This is a genomic window from Shewanella sp. WXL01 (genome assembly GCF_012263345.1).
In the GTDB taxonomy this organism is placed as follows: Bacteria; Pseudomonadota; Gammaproteobacteria; order Enterobacterales; family Shewanellaceae; genus Shewanella; species Shewanella maritima.
The window spans coordinates 312,921-338,658 of record NZ_JAAIKQ010000002.1 but is presented as its reverse complement, the minus strand read 5'-3'; the positions used below and the strand labels follow the sequence as shown (position 1 = coordinate 338,658).

Here is a 25,738-nt window from a genome sequence, read left to right as displayed (position 1 = left end):
TGCGAGACAACGTTTTAGGCCAAGGGATAAAAGTCTCAATGTCACTGTGCTCTTTGATAATGCAGGCTGTTTATAATAGTGTTTTACAGCATCCTAAAAAACGCAAGTAATTGTTCCTCATACCAATCACCGAGTCATTATTAATGGTTTCAAAATAAAAAATGTCATCATTTGCAGCTCATCTACGGCCATTTCGACTGCCCATCTTATCGACTATAACGCTTAATTAAGCAAAATTTAGTTGGCGAGGCGGTACTAAGCTTTGCTAGAACTGCTTCGCCGTTACTCTTGTCCGTCATGGGTTAAATGCAAATACTAAGATGAGATTGTAGAAAGCGCTTGCTCGATATCAGCAATAACATCAGTCACATCTTCAAGCCCTGCAGAAATCCGCAGCAAGGTATCACTTATGCCCGCCTCTGCACGTTGCTCTGGCGTGTACGGCGAATGAGTCATCGAGGCAGGGTGTTGAATAAGTGTCTCTGCATCGCCAAGGCTAACTGCGATGGTGATGAGCTTTAAGTTATTTACAAAGTTAATGGCATCATTCATTGAACCTGTGAGCTCAAACGCCAACACTCCCCCTGCGCGGCGCATCTGGTTGCCTAGGTATTTGTATCCTTGATGGCTTGCAAGCCCCGGGTAATAAACCTGCTTTACTCTTGCATGGTTTTGTAAGTGTTCAGCCAACACCTGCGCATTATCGCAATGGCGCTGCAAGCGCACATCAAGGGTTTTCATCCCGCGTAAAATAAGCCAGGCGTCATTCGGCGACAACACACCACCAAAGTCTTTTAACACTTCATATTTTAGTCGGTGCATATGCTCTGCTTGACCACAGACTATGCCAGCAATGACATCGCCATGGCCGTTAAGGTATTTAGTCGCACTATGAATAACCATATCAACACCTAACGCTAACGGTTTTTGCAATAGCGGCGTCATAAAGGTGTTATCAACAATTGACACTAAATTATGACGCTTAGCAATATCGACTATGGCGCTAATATCGAACACATTAAGATGCGGATTGACCGGTGTTTCGCAAAAAATCACCTTAGTGTTGGGTTGAATCGCTCGCTCAATCGCCTCTAAATCATCAAAGTCGACCACGCTGCATTCAATGCCTAAGCGTTTAAGCTGAGTAGTCATCAAAGCAAAGCTACAACCATAAACCGCGTTAGATGCGACAAGGTGATCCCCTGCGCCTAGATGCGTAAGCAGTGCGCTCGATACTGCCGCCATACCTGATGCTGTGGCCGCCGCATCATCGGCTCCTTCTAAGGTGGCGAGTTTACGCTCAAGCTCAGCTGTTGTCGGGTTACCAAGACGAGTATAAATATAACCTTGCTCATCACCTGCAAAGCGAGCGCCACCCTGCTCGGCGTTATCAAATACAAACGTTGCGCTTTGATGTAATGGGCTAACAAGTGCACCATGCTGATTAGCTTGATGCCCTGCATGAATTGCCTGAGTCGCATCATGCCAGTCGTGCCCCTGTTTAAACCCTTTTGCTGTTTGCTCTTGCGAATGTATCGATTGTGACGCTTGCTTGTGATCCGCCATGTGTTCTCCTTGCTTTTTATTATTTTGGCAACGTCCATAACGCACAGCTCTAATCAATTAGGGACGTTTTCAAGATACAAGCAAGAAGATGGTTGCCAATATTTGCCATTAAAGTTTTAACCGCCAAAGTTGTAACAGCATTGTTACAGGCAAAGCTAGAGCCTAGACGAGTAGAGGATTTCGCTAAATTGGATTTACAAACGAAGAAAACATAACTGCTCAAAAAGCAGCCACCAATTAACTAGAAAAACATATGGTGCTAAAAAGTAACCCTACAGGAATCCACTCAACATTTATTAGATAGTATGAACAATTGAAATATCACAATGATAACAGGTGCACATGACACCATAGGGGGCTTTATCGAACGGTACTTTATCGAATCAAGCGCAACTCAGGCACAACTGCCTATGTTGCGCCTAGCTTGATAGAATTGAATTAAGGTTTTGGTGAAATATCAATGCTGTGAACAATCGCACCCGGCATTAATGGCGTGTGACGCTGATTAACATAATCGTTAAAACCACTGCGATAATAGTCTGACATAGGGTGACCTGACTGCCCACCTGGTACAGTGAGTATGCCATTTTCCTCAAATCCTGGCTGAACAATAAAACGCTGCGACGCACCAAAACTCGCCCCTTGAACTGAAGGCATAAAGGTGTCACCAAAACCAGCGTGGGTTGGCATATCAAGCCACTTACTCAATATTGGTACTTGCTTAGAAAATGGGTGCTGCACCTTAAGGGCGTTAACCTTACCCCAGGCAAGGTCAGTCAGCTGCTGACCATCACTGTATTTCGCCAGTAGTTTATTGCGCGCATCTTGATAGGCTTCTACGGTTAATTGCTCCCAACTTGCCATACCAGCAGGTAACCAATCATCACTTTCTTGGCGAATAAGTTGCCAAATTGCAGGCTCTAAATAACGCTTAACCACTGACAGGCTCAAGCCATGTTTTTGTAACTTGGTTTCCACCGGAGCAAATACTCTGTCTATCATCTCTTGCCTGAAATACTTCACAAGGGTGTAACCAACCGACTCTTTACAGGCGCAGCCTTGCCACTCTCTTAACTGTTTAAGATCTTTAATAAAGGTTTGTGAGTCTTGCTCTAGGTGAGTGACTAGATATCTATGCCATGGCGTTAAAAACTGCGCTTGGTTATCAAGCTGTAATTGATAGAAGTCTTGCTCATCAAAACGCTTTTTAGCAAACATACCATCTCGAATTTGGCTCGCTCTCGCCCCTAATGCATAACCGCCATCACCCATTCTTTGATGCTCGGTGGCGCTAACCACTCGAGAATTTGCCGTCCAAATCCGGTTAATCGCTGGATTAATTTGCTCTGGTATATTGGTTTCATCTGTCAGCCATGCATCGGCATTAAACTTGTCAGCATTAATTGCAGTATCAGCAGGTTGCACTCTGCTTGGTATCGCGCCAGATAACTTCCAGGCAATCGAGCCATATTTATCAGCCGCAACAATGTTTTGCACAGGCATGCCAAAATCAACTACGGCCTCACTAAGCTCGGTCACATCACTGACCTGCTCCAAAGCTATCAACCCCATATCAACGGCATATGCTTGATGAGCAACCCAGCTAAGTGCGTATTTATCATCACCTATCGTCTTTACGGGTCCATAATCTGACATTTCTAATTGATAGATATGCTCACCATCTTTGCTGGTGATGATTTCATCTACCGTATAGGTTGGCTCGCCATTAAGTTTGACCCAATCAGCAGTATCAATGTATGCATTGGTAAAGCCCCAGGCGACACTGTTATTGGTGCCAACAACAATCGCTGGAGCACCAGGTAAACTTACACCCGTGACTTGAACCGGCTTGTTCGCTTTATCAGCACTAAAAATATCATTGTCAGCCACATAGTTAAGCTGAGCGCGATACCAGATAATCGGCACTGCGAAGGATAAATGCATATCATCTGAAACCATGCCATGGCCGGATTCAGTCAAAGCGCCAGATACCGCCCAGTTATTGCTACCAACAAGTTCGACAGATTCTATTTTAGATACCTGTGCCGAAGTAATATCATTATGTTTTAAGCTAGGTATCGGCAGTGCCTTTAATGCAAGCTCACTACCATCTAAGGCTGCCTGATAAGGACTGGGCTGGATTAAAAACTCAACCATCTCGTAGCCAAACTGCTGCTGAATTTGGGTCAGTGTTAAATCACGGGTAACGGTGTTTGATTGCAAATCAAGGTACATACTAAAAATAACCAACAAGCTATCTTCCGCTTGCCAAGGCGCTGGACGCGTGTTGGTAAGCAAATACTCGAATGAATGTACACTGTGCTTAGCAAGCGCCGCATTAACCCCCTTGCTATAACTATCTAATAACGTCTTATCTTCTACCGGTAAGGATTCAACAATGGCCTGGGCACGTTTGCGAAATTGATGAAAGCGGCGCTTCTTGTCCAGTTTTAGTGCTTTATCACCAAAGATCTGTGACAGCTCACCAGCAGCATTACGGCGTAGTAAATCCATTTGGAAAAACCTATCTTGACCATGGGCATAACCCAAACCATACGCTGCATCTGCTCGCGATATAGCAGAAATAATGGCTGTACCGATATTGTCTCGATTAATGGTTACCTTGTTGGCGACAGATTCAGCGCTAATGGAGTCAGACAGTTTGGGCAAACTTAGATAAAGCGCGGCGAGTAAAGCAACGATGACAAGCAGGGCTAGTCCAATTACCGATGAGAGAGCAAATTTAGTTATGGTTATTATTTTGTTTGCCATAATGCATACACCTTGAATATTGTGCATGCATCATATCGTTTGTTAGCAAAGTGTTAAACCGCTAATTTAGTGTGGCGATTAGAAGGAAGCACCTACTCCGTATTGCGCCGTAAGCAAACGAGCACCGTACTTGGTGGCGACTCTATGCATAAAGCCATCTTTATACATATCTTCTAATGATGACTGCATAGCGTTATACCGACTGTTATCAAGGTTTTTGTTACATGCCATGGCTCGCAGTGAAGTAAAAAAGACTAGCTCAGGCTCACCTAAGTCGACTTTATTTTGTTGCATGATCCAATTGGCACTAACAAGCTCAGACGCCCATAAATCGATACGATTGCGCTGCACCTTTTTCAGGTTTAATGATGCATTACTGGTGAATTCAACGTTATACCCCATACCTTCAAGGTACTCCCCCACACCACTACCTAAAAAGCTACCAATAGAATATCTACTGGCATCATCGAGGGTGATCAAGGGTTTCGATGTACTATCAGAACTAAACAGTCCGTAGCGAGAAATAAGCACCGGGCCAACCCAACGGTAATTGGTTTCTCTATCCTGACTGCGTTCAATGGGTAACACACAGTGATTGTCTAGGTTCTCACTCATCGCCATGCCGCGCTTAAGCGGATAAAACACCATATGGTATTCAATACCAGCGCGGCGAAATAACTCGTCTAATACTTCAACAATGAGTCCTGAGTCTTTTATATCACCCTCTACGGCGAAAGGCGCTTGCTGAAAAGTCACCACGGTGAGAGGTTTACTGGTGTCTGCAATGCTTGATTTCCCCATAATTAAGGTCAATAAAGCGATGAAAACAAGTTGATGAAGCGATTTATTGCCAAACACGAATCGCCTCCTCATAAGGTAAGGTTTTGCCTTTAGATTTTGATTTAATTTCAGCCTTCGGTGAGCCAGGCTGAGCGAGCCAATGTGAAGGATCTTGTTTTGGGTTTAGTATCGGCGCACACAAGGCACCGCTATCTTGCTTGGCTTTTTGCTCAAGCATCAATAAATGAGCGTCCAATTGCTGAGCAAACTTATCCATTCCCTGTTTTACAGAATACTCACCCTCAATTATGCTGCTGATGTTTTGCCACCACATACTCGCCATTCCAGGGTAGTCAGGCACATTGGTGCCGGTTGGCGTCCACACATTACGCGCCTGGCTACGATAAAACTCAACTAACCCTCCAAGGTATGGTGCTCGCTGTGTCATAGCATCGGACTCAATATCTGACAAACGAATTGGGGTGTAGCCCACTAAGGTTTTCTTAAGTGAGACGGTTTTTGAAACCACAAACTGGGCATAGAGCCAAGCGGCAACCTGACGCTGCTTTGGGGTACTACTTAAAAATGTCCATGCTCCGGCATCTTGATAACCTGACTTCATTCCCCTCTGCCAGTAACGTCCAAGTGGCGAAGGTGCTACCCGCCATTTCGGTGTGCCATCAGCATTAACAATTGGTAGCCCTGGTTGCAGTAGGTCGTCAACAAAGGCGGTGTACCAAAAGATTTGCTGAGCAATTACTCCTTTTGCAGGCCAATCTCCAGCTTGTGAAAATGTCAGTTGTTTTGCTTCTGGCGGTGCAAATCGTGTTAGCCAATCAACATACTTATCAATGGCGTAAATGGCCGCTGGCGAGTTAATTGCGCCGCCACGCTCAACCGATGCCCCCACAGGCCTGCAATCTTCTACGCGTATCCCCCATTCATCGACAGGCAACCCGTTTGGTAAACCTTTATCACCTACCCCAGCCATCGATAGCCAGGCATCTGACATACGCCAACCAAGGGACGGATCTGTTTTGCCGTAATCCATATGGCCATATACTCTCTGGCCATCTATCGTGCGAACCTTGTCACTGAAAAACTCGGCAATATCCTCATACGCTTGCCAATTTTGCGGCACCCCCAGAGGATAGCCATACAACTGTTGAAAACGCGACTGAAAATCTGCTCGTTCAAACCAATCACTGCGATACCAGTATAGGTTGGCAAATTGTTGGTCCGGCAGCTGATAAAGTACGCCATCAGGCCCTGTCGTAAACTTAATACCGATAAAATCATCAAGGTCGAGTGTTGGCAGCGTTGCTTGCTTACCGTGCTCACTCATAATTTGCGAAATAGGAGTTACCGCCTGATTACGAAAATGAGTACCAATTAAATCACTGTCATTAATGTAGGCGTCATACAAATTCTCGTTAGTAATTATCTGCGCGGACAACTTCTTAATGACATCATCTTCACCCGTTAGCTCGTGAATAACATGAATGCCTGTCAATTCATAAAAGGCTTTTGCGAGCACACTCGATTCGTATTGATGGGTATTGATTTTCTCAGACACAACGCGAATAGTCATACCCTGGTACGGCTTTGCCTGCTCGGTAAACCAAGCTAGCTCTTGGCGCTGCTCTGCTTTTGTAAGCGTAGAAGGGGTAAATTCATTATCAATCCAGAAGTCTGCTTTTTCACTCGCTGCTTGTGCGGCAATTGAAACAAAACACTGCAATACGCATAGCATCAACGCACAGCAAAAAACGCCACCTTGAGAGTATTTTTTAGTTATATACTCCAACAAAGCAAAAACTACTTTCTTTTTGTGCGCACTCAGCAGCAAACTCACGTCCTTGGATACTTATTATTAAATTTATCTTAGTTGATAAAACAATGAGATGGCAGCCTTTTTTGGGTTAATTTCGCAAGAAAATACAAATCATTTATAGCAAATAACGTTCATTTGGTAGGTAAATTTGGCGTAGGTTGCAGCCTTAGACCGATACAGGAATTAGAATAGTTAAGCTAAAGGGTGACGCGCCCGAACAAAAAAGAAGCCTGCATCAGCAGGCTTCATCGTATATTTAACAAGTACCGGTAGTAACTGGCGTTTGGTTAGAAACCTTCTACACCTGCCATGTCAGGTAATTGGTGGGCAATACCTTTATGACAATCGATACAGGTTTTCTCACCGCTTGCTAGCGAAGTTGAGTGCATAGCAGCTGCGCGCTTAGACTGGCGAGTAAAGTCCATATAGTCGAAGTTATGACAGTTGCGACATTCAAGCGAGTCATTGGCTTTTAACCTTTCCCACTCATGTTCGGCTAACTCACGGCGTTTGGCTTCAAACTTTTCACGAGTGTTAATCGTACCGAAAATTTTGCCCCAAACTTCTTTAGAAGCCTTCATTTTTCGAGCGATTTTATCTGTCCAGTTATGTGGCACGTGACAATCAGGACATGTCGCGCGCACACCGCTTCGGTTAGTAAAATGGATAGTCGTTTTGAGTTCTTCATAAACGTTGTTTTCCATTTCATGACAGCCGATACAAAATTGCTCCTCGTTAGTCACTTCTAAGGCGGTGTTAAAACCACCCCAGAAGATAATACCTGCCACAAAACCACCTAAAGTCAAAAAACCTAAACTGTAGTGCACACTTGGACGGTTTAGTACGCTCCAAATCAGCTTTATCTTAGCAATTAAATTCGAAATCATAGTGACTCCTACTGCTTTTGCTTCATTAGCTCATGTACATCTACAAAGTCATTTTCAACCAACAACTTAGCATCTAACTGAGGTACGTGACACTGGGTACAATAGTAACGGCGCGGTGATAACGTCGCGAGGAAATTATTATCGCGATCCATATAGTGGGTCACACTGACCATAGGCGCTTGTGAGTGACCTGTGCTGGTTCGCGCATGACACTGCATACACTTATTCACTTTTAGGTCAATCTGGTAGCCATCGATCTTGTGCGGGATCACTGGTGGCTGCATCGGGTAATTACGCACTTGTTTCTCATCGGTATTAATTACCTTTTGCATCGCTGGCGGTGTGACTTCTTTATCTAGCGCGACTTGACGCAGTGTCGCCACTTTTTCGTCCGGTACGCTTTGCGCCACAACCGTTAGCGACAAGCCTGCAAGAGCGATAACAGATAAATATTTAGCTAGTTTCATGATATCTCTCCTTAGGCTTTCAGCACTTTAATCGCACACTTCTTGAAGTCAGTCTCTTTCGACAATGGATCCGTTGCATCCAAGGTCACCTTGTTAATTAACTGACTCGCATCAAACCAAGGTACAAATACCAAACCTTTTGGCGGCTTATTACGACCACGGGTTTCAATACGGGTGTTGATTTCACCGCGGCGAGATACTACGCGAACTTCATCACCTCTGCGTAGGCCACGCTTTTTAGCGTCATCTGGATGCATAAAGCACACAGCATCAGGGAAGGCGCGATATAGTTCAGGTACTCGCTGAGTCATTGAACCTGAGTGCCAATGCTCAAGTACACGTCCGGTTGATAGCCATAAATCGTACTCATTGTCTGGCTCTTCTGCCGCTGGCTCATATGGCAATGCAAAGATAACTGCACGTCCATCAGGCTTACCGTAGAACTCAAAGCCTTTACCTTTACCTACATAAGGGTCAGCCCCCTCACGGAAGCGCCAACGAGTTTCTTGACCGTCAACAACTGGCCAACGTAGACCGTGCTCTTTATGGTAAACATCAAATGGTGCTAAATCGTGAGCCTTACCACGACCAAAGGTTGCATATTCTTCAAACAAACCTTTCTGCACGTAAAAACCATAGTCGTTACTTTCATCATTAAGATACTTAGGATCTGCATCAGAAAGCGGGAATTGGTTAACCTGGCCGTTCTCATACAGCACCTCAAATAAGGTTTTGCCTTTATATTGAGGGTTAGCGGCCAACACCTCTTTCGGCCAAACTTCATCTGTGGTGAAACGCTTAGAGAACTCCATTAGCTGCCAAAGATCTGAGCGAGATTCACCTGGCGCTTTAACTAGCTGATGCCAGAATTGAGTACGGCGCTCAGCGTTACCATATGCACCTTCTTTCTCAACCCACATTGCAGCAGGTAAAATCAAATCAGCCGCCTGAGTCGTAACCGTTGGGTAAGCATCGGATACCACAATGAAGTTTTCAGGGTTACGGTAGCCCGGTAAACCTTCTTCATTCATGTTAGGCGCAGCTTGCATATTGTTGTTCACTTGAACCCAATAACAGTTCAAATCACCGTCTTTTAAGCGACGGTTTTGCTCAACAGCATGATAACCAGGTTTTGGTGGAATAATACCGGCTGGAATTTTCCAGATTTTCTCTGCTTTCGCACGGTGCTTAGGATTAGCAACCACCATATCGGCCGGTAGACGGTGCGAGAAAGTACCTACTTCACGTGCAGTACCACAAGCTGACGGCTGACCAGTTAACGAGAATGGACTGTTACCAGGAGTAGAAATCTTACCGGTTAACAAGTGAATGTTATAAATCAGGTTGTTACACCAAACACCGCGAGTGTGCTGGTTAAAGCCCATAGTCCAGAATGAAGTTACCTTACGATTTGGATCAGCATAAAGCTCTGCAAGTGCAATTAGCTTATCTTCAGGAACACCTGACAGTTTGCTCACTGACTCAACATCATAATCGGCAACAAACTTCTTAAACTGCTCAAAATCAATTGGTGTTGAACTACCTGCTGTAGCCACGTTTTTGGCTTTCTTTTCTAGTGGGTGAGTTGGGCGCAACCCGTAACCAATGTCAGTTTGACCTTTACGGAAATTAACGTGCTTGCCAACAAAGTCTTTGTTCACTTTGTCATTTTGAATAATGTAGTTGGCAATGAAGTTAAGGATGGCGAGGTCGGTTTGCGGTGTGAACACCATTGGAATGTCAGCAAGGTCGAATGAACGATGCTCAAAGGTCGAAAGTACCGCAACTTTAACATGAGGCGCTGACAAACGACGGTCAGTCACGCGTGTCCATAAGATTGGATGCATCTCCGCCATGTTTGAGCCCCAAAGCACGAACGCATCGGCAGCTTCCATGTCATCGTAACAGCCCATTGGTTCATCAATACCAAAGGTACGCATAAAGCCACCCACAGCTGATGCCATACAGTGACGCGCATTAGGGTCAATGTTGTTTGAACCAAAACCTGCTTTCATTAATTTAGAAGCTGCATAACCTTCCCATACAGTCCACTGACCAGAACCGAACATACCAATCGCTGTTGGGCCTTTTTTCTTAATAGTGGCTTTCCACTTCTCAGCCATGGTATCAAACGCTTGATCCCAGCTGATTGGGGTAAATTCACCATGCTTGTCGTACTTTCCATTTGTCATACGCAGCATTGGGGTTTGGATACGGTCACGGCCGTACATAATCTTTGATAGGAAGTAGCCTTTAATACAGTTAAGGCCCTTGTTTACTTCACTCTTTGCATCGCCGTGCGTCGCGACAACCTTACCGTCACGAGTTGCGACAATAACTGAACAGCCTGTACCACAAAAACGGCATGGCGCTTTGTTCCATTCAAGCTTAGTTTGCTCTGAGCTTGTGATTAAATTGCTGGCTTGCGCTGGCAATGCCAGCCCCGCAACACTCGCCGCCGCCATCGCTGCGTTGGCTTTCATAAAGTCGCGTCTATTCATTTTCATAACTCACCCTCTTCAAGTGCTTCACTTTGGTGATAAACCATGGTGGCCGACAACACGCCAGGAATCGCATTAATTGTTGAGATATCATCCATTAGCGACTTTTGGCTTGGTCCCTCGACAACAACGACTAATTTGACTTCGTTATTTGCTGATAACTCAGCATTCTCGATAGCCATAATTTGCTGTCTAACTTCAGCCATCATGTCTGGTTGTACTTGCACAATAAGGCTGGTTACGTGAAGTTCATTGCTCATCAAATTACATCCAATAGTTTTGTTCGTTGTTATTGTTGTTGGATTATCCCGCACCTGGTGGGCCAGTCAGAATTTGACTAAACCAAATGCTAAATCCCAAAGCGCTTACAAGTAAGGCTGATAAAATCGGAGCTAAAAACACGGTTAAGAAGATAAAAATTCGAAACTCGAGCTTTTTCTCATTTTCTTTTTCGGTACTCATGGACCCTCCAAGAGCGATTTTTTTAATGATTAAATTGCTGTTTTCACTGTTATCATTTGAATCGAGCAAATTTTATCGCCAATCAAAATGTGATCTAAATACTCACAAATTGGTAAAGCTGACTTAACTTGATCTAGATCATACAATCGTTTGTTTTACCGCCTATATCAATCAAATCATTCACATACACCGATTAAGATAAGGTAAAGTGAACTATTTACCCTTAAAAATTAACGCATGCTAATGTTCAGTATAAGGTAGGAAACACAACTTTTGTTGTAAAAATGTGAAATTCAGCAAAAATAATTAAAAGGCGGCTGCTTAGAAGGATTTACTGTATATCATGTTGATTTTGAAAGGAGATTGGTTGTCATAGCCGGTTACAAGATGATCCTTATAACCAGCATTTACAATTGAAACATTCCCCCGATGACTAAAACAATTAAAGCTTATACCTCAGAACTTTAAGTGACTTTTGCTCATCGATGTCCTTAAAAATTTCAGCGTTACTTAAGCGCTCTTTAAATCTTAACTCAGGCGCAGTTTGCTCTACCTGTTGCATCAAAAAATCACAGCTTAACTCAGGCGCGTTAAGACACAGCAGGACTTCTCCATTTGGCGCTAACAAACTAGGTAAACGCTTTAACAACCTTTGATAGTCTTTAGTTGCCACAAAGCTGCCCTTTTGATTACTTGGCGGATCAGCAATAATCAAATCGTAAGGACCAAGCTTGGTGAGCTTACCCCATGACTTAAAGATATCATGACCAAAAAAGCGTGCATTGGCATCAAGCCCATTTAGTAAATGGTTACGTTTACCAATCGATAAAGCACCTTTACTCATGTCCATATTCACCACTTGCTTCGCCCCGCCTTGAAGCGCCATCACGCTAAAACCACAGGTATAGGAGAATAAATTAAGTACGTTGGCACCTTGGCTATGCTGCTTAACCCACTTTCGGCCATTGACCATATCCAAAAACAAACCGTGGTTTTGCCCGCGAAGTAAATGCACTTCGAATTGAGCCCCATTCTCTGTAATCACATGAGGCTCGGGCACTTCACCGCAAATAACTTCAGTGATAGTTTGTCCTCCTGCGCGATACTGAAACACCAAATTAAGCGCTACGTCATCATGACTTAACTTCCACTGCTCTGCTACGGCATCAAGCAGTTGCTGCTTAGCTGCTTCATCGAGCTCTTTAAAACTGGTAATGAGCAACACTGGCTTAAACCAATCCGCTAGCAAATGCTCTTCACCTGAAAACAACCCACCACGCCCATGAAATAAGCGCTCGGCGTTGTCTGTGATTTTTGCTTGGCTAATTGCAGCCAACAAACCTTTCATATCTCTTTGCCTGACTTTTTATAAATTATAAATTTAACTGCTAGCTTTAACTTCTTGCTCTACTAGCACTTAATTAAAAGGCAAGAACCTAAAAGTTCTTGCCTTGCTATAAGCTGTAATCCAGTTAACGCGGTTATTTGCGCTAAGCTTAGCTATCTTGACTATTTTCTTGCTTCTGCTGGCCAGCACTATCAATCAGCTTTGGCTGCGCCTCTGATGCACTGTCAACATTGGCAGTATTTTCGACAGATTCCGCATCAAGCTCGCTGGCATCAGAGAGTAAGATAGACAGCCAATTACCAGACTGACTCGACTCCAAGCCAATTTTAACAATCATAGTCAATGGCACCGACAGCAACATACCAACCGAGCCTAGCATCCAGCCCCAAAAAATTAATGACAAGAACACAACAAGAGTCGATAAACCAAGGCCTTTACCCATGTACTTAGGTTCAACCACATTACCCATCACCGTGTTAGTACCTAGATACAAGGCCGCGGTAATACCCGCAGCTCCCGGCCCCATTTGAATAAACGCCAGTAGCACAGCAGGAACCGCCGCGATAATAGAGCCAATATTGGGGATGTAGTTAAACAGAAAAGCAATCACCGCCCATAGCAGTGCATAATCAACCCCAATGATAGTTAAACCAATACCCACCACGGCACCGGTTGCTAGACTCACCAGGGTTTTAATCATCATGTACTGATTCACCGACTGCAGAAATTTGTCGATTTGCTTTAAGCGCATATCAGGGTCATCCAGCGCTAAATGAAACTTCTTCGGTAAGGTTTGCGCTTCAAATAGCATGAACACAATTGTCAGTATGATTAAGAACAAGTTAGCCATCACATTGCCTACGCCTGAGAGCATATTGGTAGTCATACTCAAGGCGACACTTGGGTCAAAGTAATCAAGTACCTTGTCTTTTGAAATATGAATATTAAAGCTTTTGAGCTTTTCTAATATCCATGAAAACTGATCGATTAATTGCGTGCGATAAACAGGCACTTGCTTAGAAAATTCATTGATAGATGATCCAATTAGGCTTGCCAACCATAAACCTATAAGCACGATGAACAACATCAAAATGAGCACCGCCACACCTTTAGGGATTTTATAGCGGGTCATGGTGACGATAGCTGGGTTACAAATCATCGCAAGAAATGCCGACAGTACAAACGGTACTACAATCGGGCTTGCCGCCTTTACCCCCGCCATAATCACGATAAGACAGGCCATCACAATAAAGCTTCTTATTGCCATGGATGAATCCTGTAGTCCCTTCATATATAAACCCTTAGTTGTTGGTGCTGGTTGTTTTCATTTGCTTGAAGTTCTAACACCTGAATCTTTTCGGTGTTAGTTGATTTGAGTTAACGCAAAAGTGCAAAGCAACTGAAAATGCTTTACTGTCTTAACTAAAGCTCTGTGCGTCAGTCTTTGCTAATGATACCGACAATAAATATTTTTAAAACAAGTTACTAGGACCAATATCTATGCTCAACCCAAATACAGCAATTATCCGCATAAAAAACCTTCGCCTACGTACCTATATCGGCATCAAACAAGAAGAAATCGACAACCAGCAAGATGTGATAGTCAATGTCGTGATCCATTACTGTGCTGAGCAAGCGCGTCAAAGCGAAGATATTAACGAAGCACTTAACTATCGTACCATTACCAAAAAGGTTATTGCGCTAATTGAAAATAACCGCTTTTCACTGCTAGAAAACCTAACCAGTCAAGTGCTTGCGATTGCCAGTGAGCACAATTGGGTTGAGTACGCCAGTGTCGAAATTGATAAGCCACATGCCCTGAGATTTGCCGACTCGGTGTCAATGGAGCTCTGCTACCATAAGCACAACGACTGATCTCACAGTTAGCTGACTTCGTATATTTTTGCGTACGAACTAAGCTAAACAAATAACTTACATAGCGCACTTCATTTACATCAACGCGGAGGTATCAGTTTGATGAAGATATTAATTACTGGTGCCACCGGTTTTGTTGGCAAAGAACTTGTATCTGCACTCATTGGCCATCAACTTGTCATCCTCACTCGTGATGCAAGACGCGCAGCCACCACACTTGGCACTCAACACGAGTATGTCGAGTCATTAATTGAGCTAAACGATCTGAACCATATTGACGCAGTTATCAATCTTGCTGGCGAGCCAATCGTTGGCAAACGCTGGAGCGACAAACAGAAACAGGTCATTTGCGACAGCCGTTGGAACATCACCTCAGCGCTGACCCAGCTAGTCAATCAAAGTAGTCAACCACCCCACACCTTTATTAGCGCGTCAGCGATAGGCTTTTACGGCCGGCAAGGTATGACACAAGTCACTGAAGATAGCCCAGTTCATGAAGAATTTAGCCACCATGTGTGTAAAGAGTGGGAGCGCCTAGCACTTGAAGCACAATCTGAGCAAACACGAGTATGCATCACCCGCATTGGTCTGGTACTTGGCGCCGATGGTGGCGCGCTAGAGAAAATGTTGTTGCCATTTAAGCTCGGTCTTGGCGGCCCCATTGGAGATGGCAAACAAGGCTTTAGTTGGATTCATATTGACGATCTTATTGGGCTGCTAAAGTTTTTACTTGAGAACAGTCAAACTCAGGGGGTATTTAATGCTGTATCTCCAAACCCGATTAGTCAAAAAGACTTTGCCACAGCTCTTGGCAAAGCACTGCATCGTCCAGCCCTCATTCCAACCCCAGCTCTTGCACTGCGTCTAGCTATGGGGGAAATGTCAGATTTACTCACTCAGGGACAATATGTGGTGCCAAACCATGCTTTGGCGAGTGGTTATCATTTTGAATATTCAGATATTAATCAGGCGCTAAATCAAATTCTTAATCACTGATAAATTTGCCGCTAAATGAATCTTCTTCAGATGTTGGCACGAATGATGTCAATTACAGCTTTATAACGGCTCGGCAGCTGCCTTTGGTTATTGCTAATCATCAACAAAGGCTCGGTAACATTAACTGAGTTAAACTGGTCAAAATCAGCAATGGTAACCTTGTCATAGTAAGGTGAGTGCTTTACTGCGAACTCAGGTAGCACAGCAAAACCTAAGCCTTGAGACACGGGCAGTAATATCTGGTTGAGTTGATTAACAAACCCACGCACATTTACCTCATGAGCAAGCGGCATAGCTTTGGCAAAATAATGCCTAACAAAACTTAACCAGTAGTGCTGCCCATCTGGATGGTTAATCATGCCAAGCTCAAGCAAGGCATCAAAATCCCACATGCGGTGCGGCTCATCTTTAGGAATAACAACGCATAATCGTTGCTCACCTAATTGCACCACATTCAACAGCGGATGAGATATTTGCTGGGTAATTAAGCCAAGCTCAATATCACCGTCAATCACATGATTAATGATGCTTTTGTTGGGCGCAGCTTCGAGCATTATGGTCAAATTGGGGTGATTGGTTTGGTGCTCAATTAACTTTGAGTACAACTGCATTGCCATTGAACCTGAACTTGCTATGCGGCATTCACCTTGCGTTGCATCATCTTTATCCAATGTTGCAATAAACTCGCTATGCTCTGCAAACAAGCGTTTTGCATATTGATATAGCGCCTGCCCTTCCCTTGTCACTTCAAAACCTTTACCTAAACGATTTAAAAGTGGCCGCTTTAGCTCTTGCTCTAGTTTTTTCACGTGCTGAGTAACGCCTGGCTGGGTCATAAAAAGCCTCTCTGCTGTTTGTCCAAAGTGACCAACATCAACTAGGGTAATAAAGGTTTTTAAACAATTTGGACTCAACATGCGTATTAGTCTCCTACGCTGACACGATAATGCAAAAGTAAATAAAAAATAATTATCAATTTAATCATAAATGATAATTTTAATTTCTTACAGCATTTACCTAAACTGAGCTCATCAAATTGATTGCGACATAAATTAGGAGTATCAAATGGCTAATACTTACCCACGCAGCTTTTCTCACATCGGTATTTCAGTACCAGACTTAGAGGCCGCGGTTAAATTCTATACAGAGGTTCTAGGTTGGTACCTGATCATGGAGCCTACTGAAATTGTTGAAGATGACAGCGCAATTGGCGAAATGTGTACTGACGTATTCGGCGCGGGTTGGGGTTCATTTAGAATTGCTCACCTGTCAACAGGTGACCGCATCGGTGTTGAGTTGTTCCAATTCGTCAACCAGGAAAACCCAGAAAACAACTTTGAATACTGGAAAACTGGCGTATTCCACTTCTGCGTTCAAGACCCGAATGTTGAAGAACTGGCTGAGAAAATTGTTGCAGCTGGCGGTAAAAAGCGTATGAAAGCACCACGATACTACTATCCAGGTGAAAAACCTTACCGCATGATCTATATGGAAGATCCGTTTGGTAATATCCTTGAGATTTACAGCCACAGCTATGAACTGCACTACTCAAGTGGCGCATATAACTAAACTAGAGCTTGTAATTTAGTTAACAATAACGGCGGTAATTTTTAGCGTTAGGTCACTCGTGCTTGTTTAAGAGTGCTAGCGCTAAGATGTACTAGCTAAGACGTACTGACTAATAGTTACTGCCGTATTTTCTTTTTATCTCAACGACCTCTACTTGGTATTCCTGATACCACTTTTGTTTACCGAACATTTGCGCCTTAGCATGTTCGACATCTCGGTGCCATCGCTCAATGTCTTTTTCGCTGTTCCAGTACGAAATAGCCACTTCCATATCACCCTCGGTGACCGCAATAAAATCGACACAGTGATATTTCTCGAATGCTAGCTCTCGCATTCTTGCGACCATTTCAGGGTATTGCTCATCTTGCTCGCCCACTTTGGCTTTAAAAATCACTGCATACATATCGAGTTTGTCCTTACTATTGTTTTTATTGTTATTTGTGTAATCGCGCTATGTGCTACTAAACCACTACCGAACCCAATATTTGAACTCTTTATCGAACTCTTTATTCGAGCTCTCTATTCGGGAAAGGCCTTAGAACACGACCGTTTTGTTGCCATAAACCACAACTTTCTCACTTAACACCAACTGCAGCGCCTTGCTCAATACGCTCTTTTCAACATCGCGCCCGTGGTGAGCTAACTCCTGAGCGCTATAACTATGATCAACATTGATGACATCTTGTTTAATGATCGGCCCTTCATCGAGATTATCATTAACAAAGTGCGCTGTCGCGCCGATGATTTTCACTCCACGCTCCCATGCCTGTTTGTATGGCGATGCGCCAATAAATGCCGGTAAAAATGAGTGATGGATATTGATAATTCGATGGGTAAAATGACTAACAAAATTTGGCGTCAGTACGCGCATAAACTTAGCCAGCACCAAATAATCAGCCTGGTAGGGCAAGATAACGTCTAACATAGCCTGCTCATGTTGCTCGCGGGTCACACCGAGATGATCAACATAATGATATGGAATTGAAAACTTCTCGACCAATTTACCAAGTTCAGGGTAATTGCCCACTACAGCAGCAATCTCTACATCAAGCCCACCATAGTAAGCCTTCATTAAAATATCGCCTAAACAATGGGCTTCCTTGGTCACCATGATCACAATGCGCTTTTTACCCGCTTCGACCAGCTTTACGTGATTTTGCTTGGGCAGTACTTTGGCTAGATCATCAAGAAACAGTTGATCAGTGAACTCACCTTCAAGCTCAGTGCGCATATAAAAGCGGTTATTATCGCGGTCAACAAACTCTTTATTTTTTATGATATTGAGTTGATGCTGAAAACACACACCAGTGATTTTTGCTATCAACCCCTGCGCATCGGCGCAGTCTGTAATTAACACTTTGCGGTTAACACTTAAACTTTGCAACTCTGGCTTCTCAGGTTTCTTTGGTTTATCAAATTTCTTTGGCTCGGATGAAGTTTGTTGTGATGTATTGCTCGCTTTCGATAGCGAAAGTTCACTAGGTGATGAAGGCATATATTGGCTCCGCTAAATATTACTTACCAGCAGTGTGACATTGTGATGAACAAGATAGCGATACAAATAGCGATTTCAGAAGATATATGAGCAGGTTTTACTGCAGCAATGAGTTATTAATAAAAAAGCGCATAAATACTGAAGATTATGCAATCCAGACCAACAAATAAAAAACCTTGCCAGCCCTATTATCTGATTTAACGGCGCGACTCCATATACCGTTGCAATAATTTACGAATAGTCTCAGCCTTGGTGCCGTAAACCACCTGAACGCCTTGGCCGACCACTACAACGCCTTTTGCTCCCAGTGCCATTAAACGGGTTTTATCAATAATATCCGCTTGTTTAACGCTAATTCGCAAGCGGGTTAAACATGCACTAAGCTCGGTAATATTATCTTTGCCGCCTAATGCCCCTATCATGGCAATTAAGCTTTCTTTTTGCTGTGCATTTGAGCTTACCGCCACCCTGCCTGGCGTTTTCAAGTTAAAGGCCAAAATAGACACTCTAAACAGACTGTAATAGAGCAGCGCTGTCATCGGGCCAAGCACCCAAAACCAACTGGTGTTTGATGATTGCGAAAACAGCAAAGTAAAATCTACTAGACCGTGTGAGAACACAATACTGTGGTTAATGTTAAGCCAGATACACAGGCTATAAGCAAGACCTGTCAGTAGCGCATGTACAAAAAACAGCAGCGGCGCGACAAACATAAAGGCAAATTCGAGTGGTTCAGTGACACCTGTTAGCCAGCAAGCTGTTGCGGCCGATAACATAATACCTGCAACGCGGTTTTTCTCGCTGGAATCAGCACATTTCCATATGGCAAACCCTGCTGCAGGTAAGCCCCACATTTTTATTAGATAGCCACCGGCTAGGTTGCCGGCAGATGGGTCACCCGCTAAATACCGCCCAATTTCGCCGCGTACTAGATTGTCTTCGCTCATATACTGCCCCACTTCGAAATAAAATGGCGCATTCCATATATGATGTAATCCAAGCGGGATTAATAGTCGCTCTGTGGTGCCATACAACCCAAATGCAAAAGCAGGGTCTTGATACACAGCCCAGTTTGATAGTTGTTGAATTAATTCGAACATCGGCGGCCACAGATTCGCGGCGACGAACCCGAGCAACATAGAGATAGGAATATTAATTAAAGGCGCACTACGCCGCCCTTCAAAAAACGAAAAGATCCCCAAGGACGTGACACGATGACTCAGACTAACCGCTAAACAAGTCGAGGCGCCAATTAGCATACCTCCGGCAATCCCGGTATCTATGGTATCGATACCCCAAATCTGAATTGAAGGTAAATCATATAGCTCTGTTAACGCGCCCATCGTAGAGGTAAACACGCCAAAGCCAAAAACGGCAGAAAATGCCGCGATGCCTTGGTCTTTACAAAACCCAATCGCTATCGACACTGCAAATAACAAAGGCATCATTGAAAAGATTAAATGGCCGACAGCCGAGAAAATTACGTTTAACTCTTGGGGGATAAATGGCAGAGGGTTAACAGTTAAGCCGAGCATAATCCCTGCAGCCGGTAAAATAGCAACAGGGATCAATAATGCCTGGCTTAAGCGCTGAGCGAATCTAAACCAGTGTTGATGAATAAAACTTACGCCGCGTCTAGTGATTGAGCCGCGCCATGCCACACTGAGATCCATTGACTTGCCTCTTGTTCCGGTTCCATGGTTTCACACGCATCAATCTTCAGTGTTTCCGTTAATGCTTGCGCGCCAAGTTCAATAAATAGCTCTTCTAATTGATCCGCAGCGCCGCAAAAGTTCTCATAACTGGAATCGCCCAAGCCAACGATGCTAAAGCGTAACTTTGGCGAGTATGGAGCTTGCGATTGCAGTTGGCTAAACCAAGGTAAGATATCGTCGGGTACATCACCTTGGCCGGTAGTGGAGCTCACAATAATTAATAGCTCATCTTGCGGTGGAGTAAAGCTGGCTAAGTCGACTGGGTGAAGTAACCTGGCGGTGTAACCTAAATCAGCTATCGCGGTATTGATTGTTTCTGCTGTGAACTGTGCGGCTCCGTATACAGTGCCATAAACGATATTGACGGTTTGCATGGTTACTTCTCCATAAGTATTTCAATCGTCTAACGATTGTCGATTTTTCTGACGACTGTTTCGACTGCTTATTGTTAATGTAAGCAGCTATCGAAAAGGTTGCAAGTGTTTAGCTGTATCGCAAGATCTTAACTACAACGCAGCGATGTCCATTGCTGCGCCTGAATCTAAACAGTCATCCATACCCAGTAGGTTAAATACCGTGAGCCACTCATTCTCTAACTCAGTTTCAATGTGCATACGAGTATGGGTGATTGGGTGGATGAAACTTAAGCTTTTAGCAATCAGCCACAGCCTGTTTATACCAGTGTGCTCCCTAAAAAAGCGGTTTTGCTTGCCATCACCATGAGTCGTATCACCAACAATCGGATGACGCAGGTGCGCCATATGACGACGCAGTTGATGCTTGCGCCCCGTTTGGGGTAACAAACGGACTAGACCGTAACGTGAGGTTGGGTAACGCCCTGAGCTGTAGGGAATTTCACAATTAGCCAGTGGCAGATATTCAGTCACCGCATCTTGAGCAGCTTTGTCTTTGGCAGCATATTTGTCACCAATATCATCGGCTTCATATTTAAGGGCGTAATCGAGAATATCACCTTGTAAAATATTGCCGCGCACTAGGGCTAAATAGCATTTCTCAATGGTGTGCTGCTCAAATTGCTGGCACATCAAGTTTGCCACTTCACTTGATTTGGCAAATAGCAAAACGCCTGATGTTGGTCTGTCTAGTCGATGAATTGGAAACACATGGCAGCCAACTTTGTCACGGGTAAGCTGCATGGCAAAAAACTTCTCTTTTCGCGCAAGATAACTGCGATGCACCAACAAACCAGCGGGTTTATGAATAGCAACCAAGTGTTCATCTTCATAAAGCACTTCAATCTCAGGTGCTTGTTGCTCTGCTAATGCCTCTGCTACTAATGCCTCTACTTCAACGTCTGCAGAGTCAGATGTGGCTGGTTTTTCAGTCAAAGTTTCATTTTGATTATCGAAATCATGCTTATTCATTATTACTACCATGCTCTCTATTTAGGCGAGCCGACTAGTGCATCTAGCTGGGCGATAAATTGGATAAGCGCTTTTCGCTCTGTGATGCCATCCCACACGTGCTCAGCCATAGGAGCAATTGCCATGTTTGATGGCAACGGGAGACCAGCTTCTATTAGCGCCGTCATTTTAGGGATAAAAATGAACTGCAGCCACTGCTCAAGGGCAAGGGTATCGCAGGCAAACGGCGCTGAGCTGGCTAAAGCCTGTGCACTCGGAGCCTGCGTTGACCACAGTTGCTGACTCTTCAATAAAGATTCAAGTTCGACTAATTGTTGCTGCACTTGCTGATGACTCATAAAAACTCAATAAAACACCTGAAAAAGGTTGAATATGATACCATCTAGCCCCATTAATACCCACAGATTAGTCGTTGATTGCATAGGCTGCTTAAGCTTAGAGAACAAACCATAAACGACACCAATGAACCGAATACAATATAGTTAGTGCCCTATGACGCAAATTAATACCCTCAGTGAGTTTTTAGCCACTGCCAACACCCAGTTTCAAGTTTATGATTTAGGCCGCAGGGTACAAAGCATCGACATGATGGCTTTCCATCAAATTGAAGAGCTACAAGCGCCTTACCCGTACCCGATTCAAGGTCACGCTCAATTTGCCATCGTATTTTGGCAAGAGTCGCAAACACCGTACATTTGGTTTTTAAAACTGCCATTAGATGAGCGCGGACTATTATCGCCAGCTCAGCGCACTCAATTTATTAAAATGGTTATCGAAGCCTTAGGCCGCGACCCAACGCAGCCTTTATCTGACGAGCAGCAAGAGCAGCTTGGTAACCACCCTTTCACCTTTAAGCCAAGTCAGGAAAAGTTGGCGATATTTAACGCGCTAGTGCGTCAACAGCTTGGGCAACAAGCCTCTAGCCAATATGAGTTTGCTGTACAGTATCTATCGGGGCAAACATCACTCGATAACTGGCAACAACTGGGTATTCAAGGCATTGCCGATGTATGCGTGCGCGCTAAGCAGTTTGACCACACCGAGCAGCTTATTCAATGCTTTGACCTAGCGCCTGTTGAGGTGCAAGCCGCTGTTTGTCAGTGCCTTGAGCATGTTTACATTGAGCCTGAGCTTGCTAAGCGTATCTATCGTAGCCTGAATTTAGTGCCAAACGATCATAAAAGTACTTATCTGCGCGCCCTAGCGTCAAACGTTGAGCTGTCTCAAACGGCAATTAAAGAGCTAGATAAGCAGGATAAACTCGGGCAAGAGTTGCTGATCACTATCGCAGCTCGAAACTGGCTAGCACTAAAAGATGACCAGATCCGCAAAATTTACCTAGAGGCGTTAGCCAAGCAGCCACAAGGCTTTTTCAACCAGGTATTTGCTGATATCGTGGCAATTCCAAGCTTGCGTAATCCGCTGCTGGCTGAACTGCGCAGCCCTGAGCGTAGCAACCAACTTTCTACCGCAATTGGCGGTTTATTTAAGGCATTAAGTCAATGATGAGTGACTTTTTAATTATTGTTGCCGTGGTGGTGATTGCCGCTTTCTTCTGGCAATTAAGGCAAATGGCTGAGCTAAGCAAAGCCTATGCCGAGCAGTCTTGCGGTAAACAACGAGTGCAATTTGTATCTATTGCCATGTTGAATGCTAGCCCAAGTATTGGTGGGCAAACTGGCCTGTGCTGGAACGCGAAGTTTATGTTTGAATTTAGCACCGATGGCGAAAACCTGTTCAAGGCCCACATTGATATGAAAGGCAAAACGATTAAGAAAGTGTCCTGGCCTATTTTCCCAGAACCTGATTGGCAAAGTGCCCCAATGGCACGTGGCAAATTCGGCGGCTGTGGCTCTGGCGGCGGTTGTAATTCAGGTAAATGTCGCTAGTACTTGTTTACCCATACTGGCATAAGTCTTTGAATTAAAAAATTTAGTTTAATAACAGAAAAACGCGGCTGATGCCGCGTTTTTTGTTTCATCCCTAAACCACCAAGCCTTGTCATAACGTCAAGTTACTTAGTGACCGAATCACTTTTGACAAACTTACCTTGATCATCAAATGGCCAATCTATGCCAAGCCAAGCTTTAAGCGTGGCCTTTTGTACATCACTCGGGTTTTCTACACCAGAGATAGCCAGTTTGCCTTTTGGTGCTTGACGTAACGTCAGCTCAACATCGGTTAGGCGATCATTTTTAAAAATGGTCAGCTTAACCTCATCCCCATCTTTAAAATCTTCTAAGCGTTTACTAAAGCCAGATGCCGTCACTTTTAATCCATTAATTGCCACTACTTCATCACCGGCTATCACACCCGCTTGCCACGCAGGTCCGTCACGGCGCACATGGGAAATCGTTAAATCATCGTGTTTGGAAGATAAGGTAATGCCTGCATCAATTGTATGCTTGTCTTTTGGGTAGTTAGCTTTTAAACCGGCTTGCGCGAGCAAAGTATCAAAATCTAGCGCTTTAGGTGCATCGACATATTCTTGCCACCAAGCTTGATAATCTTTACCTGAAATATCCTTCAAGATGTTTTTCACATCGGCAACGGTAAAGCCTTTAGGGATTTTAAAATCACGATAAAGCGCGCGGTGTACATCTCGGTACGTCACCTGCTGCTCGGTGGTTTCAATTAAGTCTAAATCGAGCGCCATCGAGGTAAAGTAACCTTCAGAGTAGATGCTCACACTATGGTTAATTGCATAATCACCATAGGTATTTACCCACTGCCCCAAACTCGACTCGGCAATCGACTGAATATCGCGCCCTGGGGTGTGCATATTACGATCGATACGCTTAGCTAAATCAGCAAAGAATTCTTTTGGCGTCATCACCCCAGCGCGCAATAGCAACTGATTTTGAAAGTAGCTGGTTGAGCCTTCAGACAGCCAAATCAACGATGTCATGTTCTCAGACTGATAGTCATAAGGCACCATACCTTGCGGGCGGTAAGCTTTCACATTCCAGGTATGAATAAATTCATGAGAGGCTGTGCTAATAAATCTTAGATAATCAGCTCGTTCACGGAACATAAATCTAGGTAATTGAATAATCGTTGAGTTTAAGTGCTCGGTAGCACCGCGTACGCCGCTTGTGGCATGCACCATATATACATAACGCTCAAATGGGTAGTCGTCCCAAATTGCGCTCGCTGTACCGCTAATTTTTGCTAAGTCGTTAACCACTTGCTCAGTGTCATAGTTGCCCTCGCCCCAAAACACCACTTCATAATCACGGCCATCGGCTTCAAAGCTAAAATGTTGATTAATACCAGTTTCAATCGGTGAATCCACCAGCACATCATAGTTGTCTGCTTTAAATGAGTGAGATTTACGACCGTTTTCCATGCCTGAATGGCTTTGCCAACCTTTTGGCACATCCATATTAACGAGCACTTGTTGGTCTCTAAACTCAGGGCTGTACATAAATACGCCAGATGCGTCTAGATACGCATGAGAATCGTCGATATGGCGTAGTCTGTCACCTAGCTCGTTAGCATGTAGATCATAAGTAACACTCACCTTAGTTGGCTTAGTTAACTCAACACGCCACTCACCACTGGCACTGCGTACCCAAGGTAATCGTTTGCCGCGACTGTCTGTAGCCTTAAAATTACGAATGCCATCCGCTACAGGTAAAATGTCGTAACGTCCCGTGCGCCAAACAGGCAGGTTTATGACCAATTCATCACTTTGGGCTTTAGGAAACTCAACGGTTACTTTGGCGTTATGATGCTGTGGTTCGGTCAAGTCAATGTGATATTCCACTTGAGCTAAAGCAGATTGCGCCCAAGTTGATGTCGCTAGCGCACAACTAACGAAAATAGCCGTTGAGTTTAGTTTCACTCTTTGTTCCTTCTGGTATGATATTTTTGTGTTTTTTGTAAGAGTCTTTTTACAGTTACGCCCGAACGTGTTTCAAGCATGTTTTCAAATTGCTAACTGGCGAGGCAGTATATCAAGCAAAATAAACTCTCACAGCAAATTACCATCTGCCGTTACAATTTATTTCTCGCCTTAGATGATTGAGATTTCGTTAAAAGGCAGCGTGGTGCTAGTGCAAAGTTAACAGCGAACAAGGAAGA

General features: G+C 44.1%; 24 protein-coding genes. 5 read left to right on the top strand and 19 right to left on the bottom strand.

The annotated features are described in order from the left end of the window. Positions 1–315: 315 nt before the first annotated feature. From megL to G3R49_RS06625, 11 genes are all read right to left on the bottom strand, one after another. The gene (gene megL / locus G3R49_RS06675; protein ID WP_167869094.1) at positions 316–1,566 is read right to left on the bottom strand and encodes a methionine gamma-lyase; all 1,251 of its coding nucleotides are present in this window, start codon (positions 1,564–1,566) and stop codon (positions 316–318) included. Between the two features lie 438 nt (positions 1,567–2,004). Continuing rightward, the gene (locus G3R49_RS06670) at positions 2,005–4,338 is read right to left on the bottom strand and encodes a penicillin acylase family protein (RefSeq protein ID WP_210147134.1); all 2,334 of its coding nucleotides are present in this window, start codon (positions 4,336–4,338) and stop codon (positions 2,005–2,007) included. A 78-nt stretch (positions 4,339–4,416) separates the two neighbouring features. Beyond that, positions 4,417–5,196 (bottom strand): transporter substrate-binding domain-containing protein, encoded by a 780-nt coding sequence (locus G3R49_RS06665; protein ID WP_167869093.1) that lies wholly within the window; start codon positions 5,194–5,196, stop codon positions 4,417–4,419. Further along, entirely contained in the window at positions 5,183–6,859 is a 1,677-nt protein-coding gene (locus G3R49_RS06660; RefSeq protein ID WP_245335282.1) for an ABC transporter substrate-binding protein, read from the bottom strand. Before G3R49_RS06660 ends, G3R49_RS06665 begins: the two co-directional genes overlap by 14 nt. Before the next feature lie 380 nt (positions 6,860–7,239). After that, positions 7,240–7,839 (bottom strand): cytochrome c3 family protein, encoded by a 600-nt coding sequence (locus G3R49_RS06655; RefSeq protein WP_130597692.1) that lies wholly within the window; start codon positions 7,837–7,839, stop codon positions 7,240–7,242. Positions 7,840–7,847: 8 nt separating this feature from the next. Next, positions 7,848–8,306, bottom strand: a complete 459-nt coding sequence (locus tag G3R49_RS06650) for a nitrate reductase cytochrome c-type subunit (protein WP_130597693.1) — start codon at positions 8,304–8,306, stop codon at positions 7,848–7,850. Between the two features lie 11 nt (positions 8,307–8,317). Next, a complete protein-coding gene (napA, locus tag G3R49_RS06645) occupies positions 8,318–10,807 on the bottom strand; it encodes a nitrate reductase catalytic subunit NapA (RefSeq protein ID WP_130603201.1) in 2,490 nt (829 codons plus the stop codon). Between the two features lie 2 nt (positions 10,808–10,809). Further along, positions 10,810–11,067, bottom strand: coding sequence for a chaperone NapD (locus G3R49_RS06640; protein WP_130597694.1), 258 nt, complete (start codon positions 11,065–11,067; stop codon positions 10,810–10,812). A 43-nt stretch (positions 11,068–11,110) separates the two neighbouring features. Next, positions 11,111–11,269 (bottom strand): periplasmic nitrate reductase, NapE protein, encoded by a 159-nt coding sequence (locus G3R49_RS06635; RefSeq protein WP_130597695.1) that lies wholly within the window; start codon positions 11,267–11,269, stop codon positions 11,111–11,113. Between the two features lie 442 nt (positions 11,270–11,711). Then, positions 11,712–12,617, bottom strand: coding sequence for a class I SAM-dependent methyltransferase (locus tag G3R49_RS06630; RefSeq protein ID WP_167869092.1), 906 nt, complete (start codon positions 12,615–12,617; stop codon positions 11,712–11,714). Between the two features lie 148 nt (positions 12,618–12,765). Continuing rightward, positions 12,766–13,908, bottom strand: a complete 1,143-nt coding sequence (locus G3R49_RS06625; RefSeq protein WP_167869091.1) for an AI-2E family transporter — start codon at positions 13,906–13,908, stop codon at positions 12,766–12,768. 209 nt (positions 13,909–14,117) lie between these two features. Here G3R49_RS06625 and folX point away from each other — a divergent pair, with 209 nt between their 5' ends. Both folX and G3R49_RS06615 read left to right on the top strand, forming a co-directional pair. After that, complete coding sequence (folX, locus tag G3R49_RS06620; protein ID WP_130597698.1) at positions 14,118–14,492, top strand: dihydroneopterin triphosphate 2'-epimerase; 375 nt, start codon at positions 14,118–14,120, stop codon at positions 14,490–14,492. Between the two features lie 102 nt (positions 14,493–14,594). Continuing rightward, positions 14,595–15,488 (top strand): TIGR01777 family oxidoreductase, encoded by an 894-nt coding sequence (locus G3R49_RS06615; protein ID WP_167869090.1) that lies wholly within the window; start codon positions 14,595–14,597, stop codon positions 15,486–15,488. A gap of 26 nt (positions 15,489–15,514) precedes the next feature. Here G3R49_RS06615 and G3R49_RS06610 read toward each other — a convergent pair whose 3' ends face one another. Further along, positions 15,515–16,405 (bottom strand): LysR family transcriptional regulator, encoded by an 891-nt coding sequence (locus G3R49_RS06610; protein ID WP_167869089.1) that lies wholly within the window; start codon positions 16,403–16,405, stop codon positions 15,515–15,517. A 148-nt stretch (positions 16,406–16,553) separates the two neighbouring features. On the opposite strand from G3R49_RS06610, the gene G3R49_RS06605 reads away from it, so the two are divergent. Then, complete coding sequence (locus G3R49_RS06605; RefSeq protein ID WP_130597701.1) at positions 16,554–17,057, top strand: lactoylglutathione lyase family protein; 504 nt, start codon at positions 16,554–16,556, stop codon at positions 17,055–17,057. 109 nt (positions 17,058–17,166) lie between these two features. On the opposite strand, the gene G3R49_RS06600 is transcribed toward G3R49_RS06605, so the two are convergent. From G3R49_RS06600 to G3R49_RS06575, 6 genes are all read right to left on the bottom strand, one after another. Further along, positions 17,167–17,460, bottom strand: coding sequence for an antibiotic biosynthesis monooxygenase (locus G3R49_RS06600; protein ID WP_167869088.1), 294 nt, complete (start codon positions 17,458–17,460; stop codon positions 17,167–17,169). Positions 17,461–17,592: 132 nt separating this feature from the next. Continuing rightward, positions 17,593–18,552 carry a formyltetrahydrofolate deformylase gene (purU, locus tag G3R49_RS06595; protein ID WP_167869087.1) on the bottom strand — a complete coding sequence of 320 codons (960 nt, stop codon included), beginning with the start codon at positions 18,550–18,552 and terminating at the stop codon, positions 17,593–17,595. A 197-nt stretch (positions 18,553–18,749) separates the two neighbouring features. Continuing rightward, the gene (locus G3R49_RS06590; protein WP_130597704.1) at positions 18,750–20,225 is read right to left on the bottom strand and encodes a PTS transporter subunit EIIC; all 1,476 of its coding nucleotides are present in this window, start codon (positions 20,223–20,225) and stop codon (positions 18,750–18,752) included. Further along, a complete protein-coding gene (locus G3R49_RS06585; RefSeq protein WP_167869086.1) occupies positions 20,177–20,641 on the bottom strand; it encodes a flavodoxin in 465 nt (154 codons plus the stop codon). The genes G3R49_RS06590 and G3R49_RS06585 overlap by 49 nt, the downstream gene beginning before the upstream one ends. 132 nt (positions 20,642–20,773) lie before the next feature. Then, entirely contained in the window at positions 20,774–21,652 is an 879-nt protein-coding gene (gene truC, locus G3R49_RS06580) for a tRNA pseudouridine(65) synthase TruC (RefSeq protein WP_167869085.1), read from the bottom strand. Between the two features lie 17 nt (positions 21,653–21,669). Further along, positions 21,670–21,990 carry a YqcC family protein gene (locus G3R49_RS06575; protein ID WP_130597707.1) on the bottom strand — a complete coding sequence of 107 codons (321 nt, stop codon included), beginning with the start codon at positions 21,988–21,990 and terminating at the stop codon, positions 21,670–21,672. Between the two features lie 154 nt (positions 21,991–22,144). Between G3R49_RS06575 and G3R49_RS06570 the strand changes: the two genes are divergently transcribed. Together G3R49_RS06570 and G3R49_RS06565 are read left to right on the top strand one after the other, a co-directional pair. Beyond that, positions 22,145–23,158: a DUF3549 family protein gene (locus G3R49_RS06570; protein WP_167869084.1), complete on the top strand. Its 1,014-nt coding sequence runs from the start codon at positions 22,145–22,147 to the stop codon at positions 23,156–23,158. Further along, a complete protein-coding gene (locus tag G3R49_RS06565) occupies positions 23,155–23,541 on the top strand; it encodes a DUF3301 domain-containing protein (RefSeq protein WP_130597709.1) in 387 nt (128 codons plus the stop codon). Before G3R49_RS06570 ends, G3R49_RS06565 begins: the two co-directional genes overlap by 4 nt. 125 nt (positions 23,542–23,666) lie before the next feature. Here G3R49_RS06565 and G3R49_RS06560 read toward each other — a convergent pair whose 3' ends face one another. Further along, positions 23,667–25,499 carry a PDZ domain-containing protein gene (locus G3R49_RS06560; protein ID WP_167869083.1) on the bottom strand — a complete coding sequence of 611 codons (1,833 nt, stop codon included), beginning with the start codon at positions 25,497–25,499 and terminating at the stop codon, positions 23,667–23,669. Between the last annotated feature and the right edge of the window lie 239 nt (positions 25,500–25,738).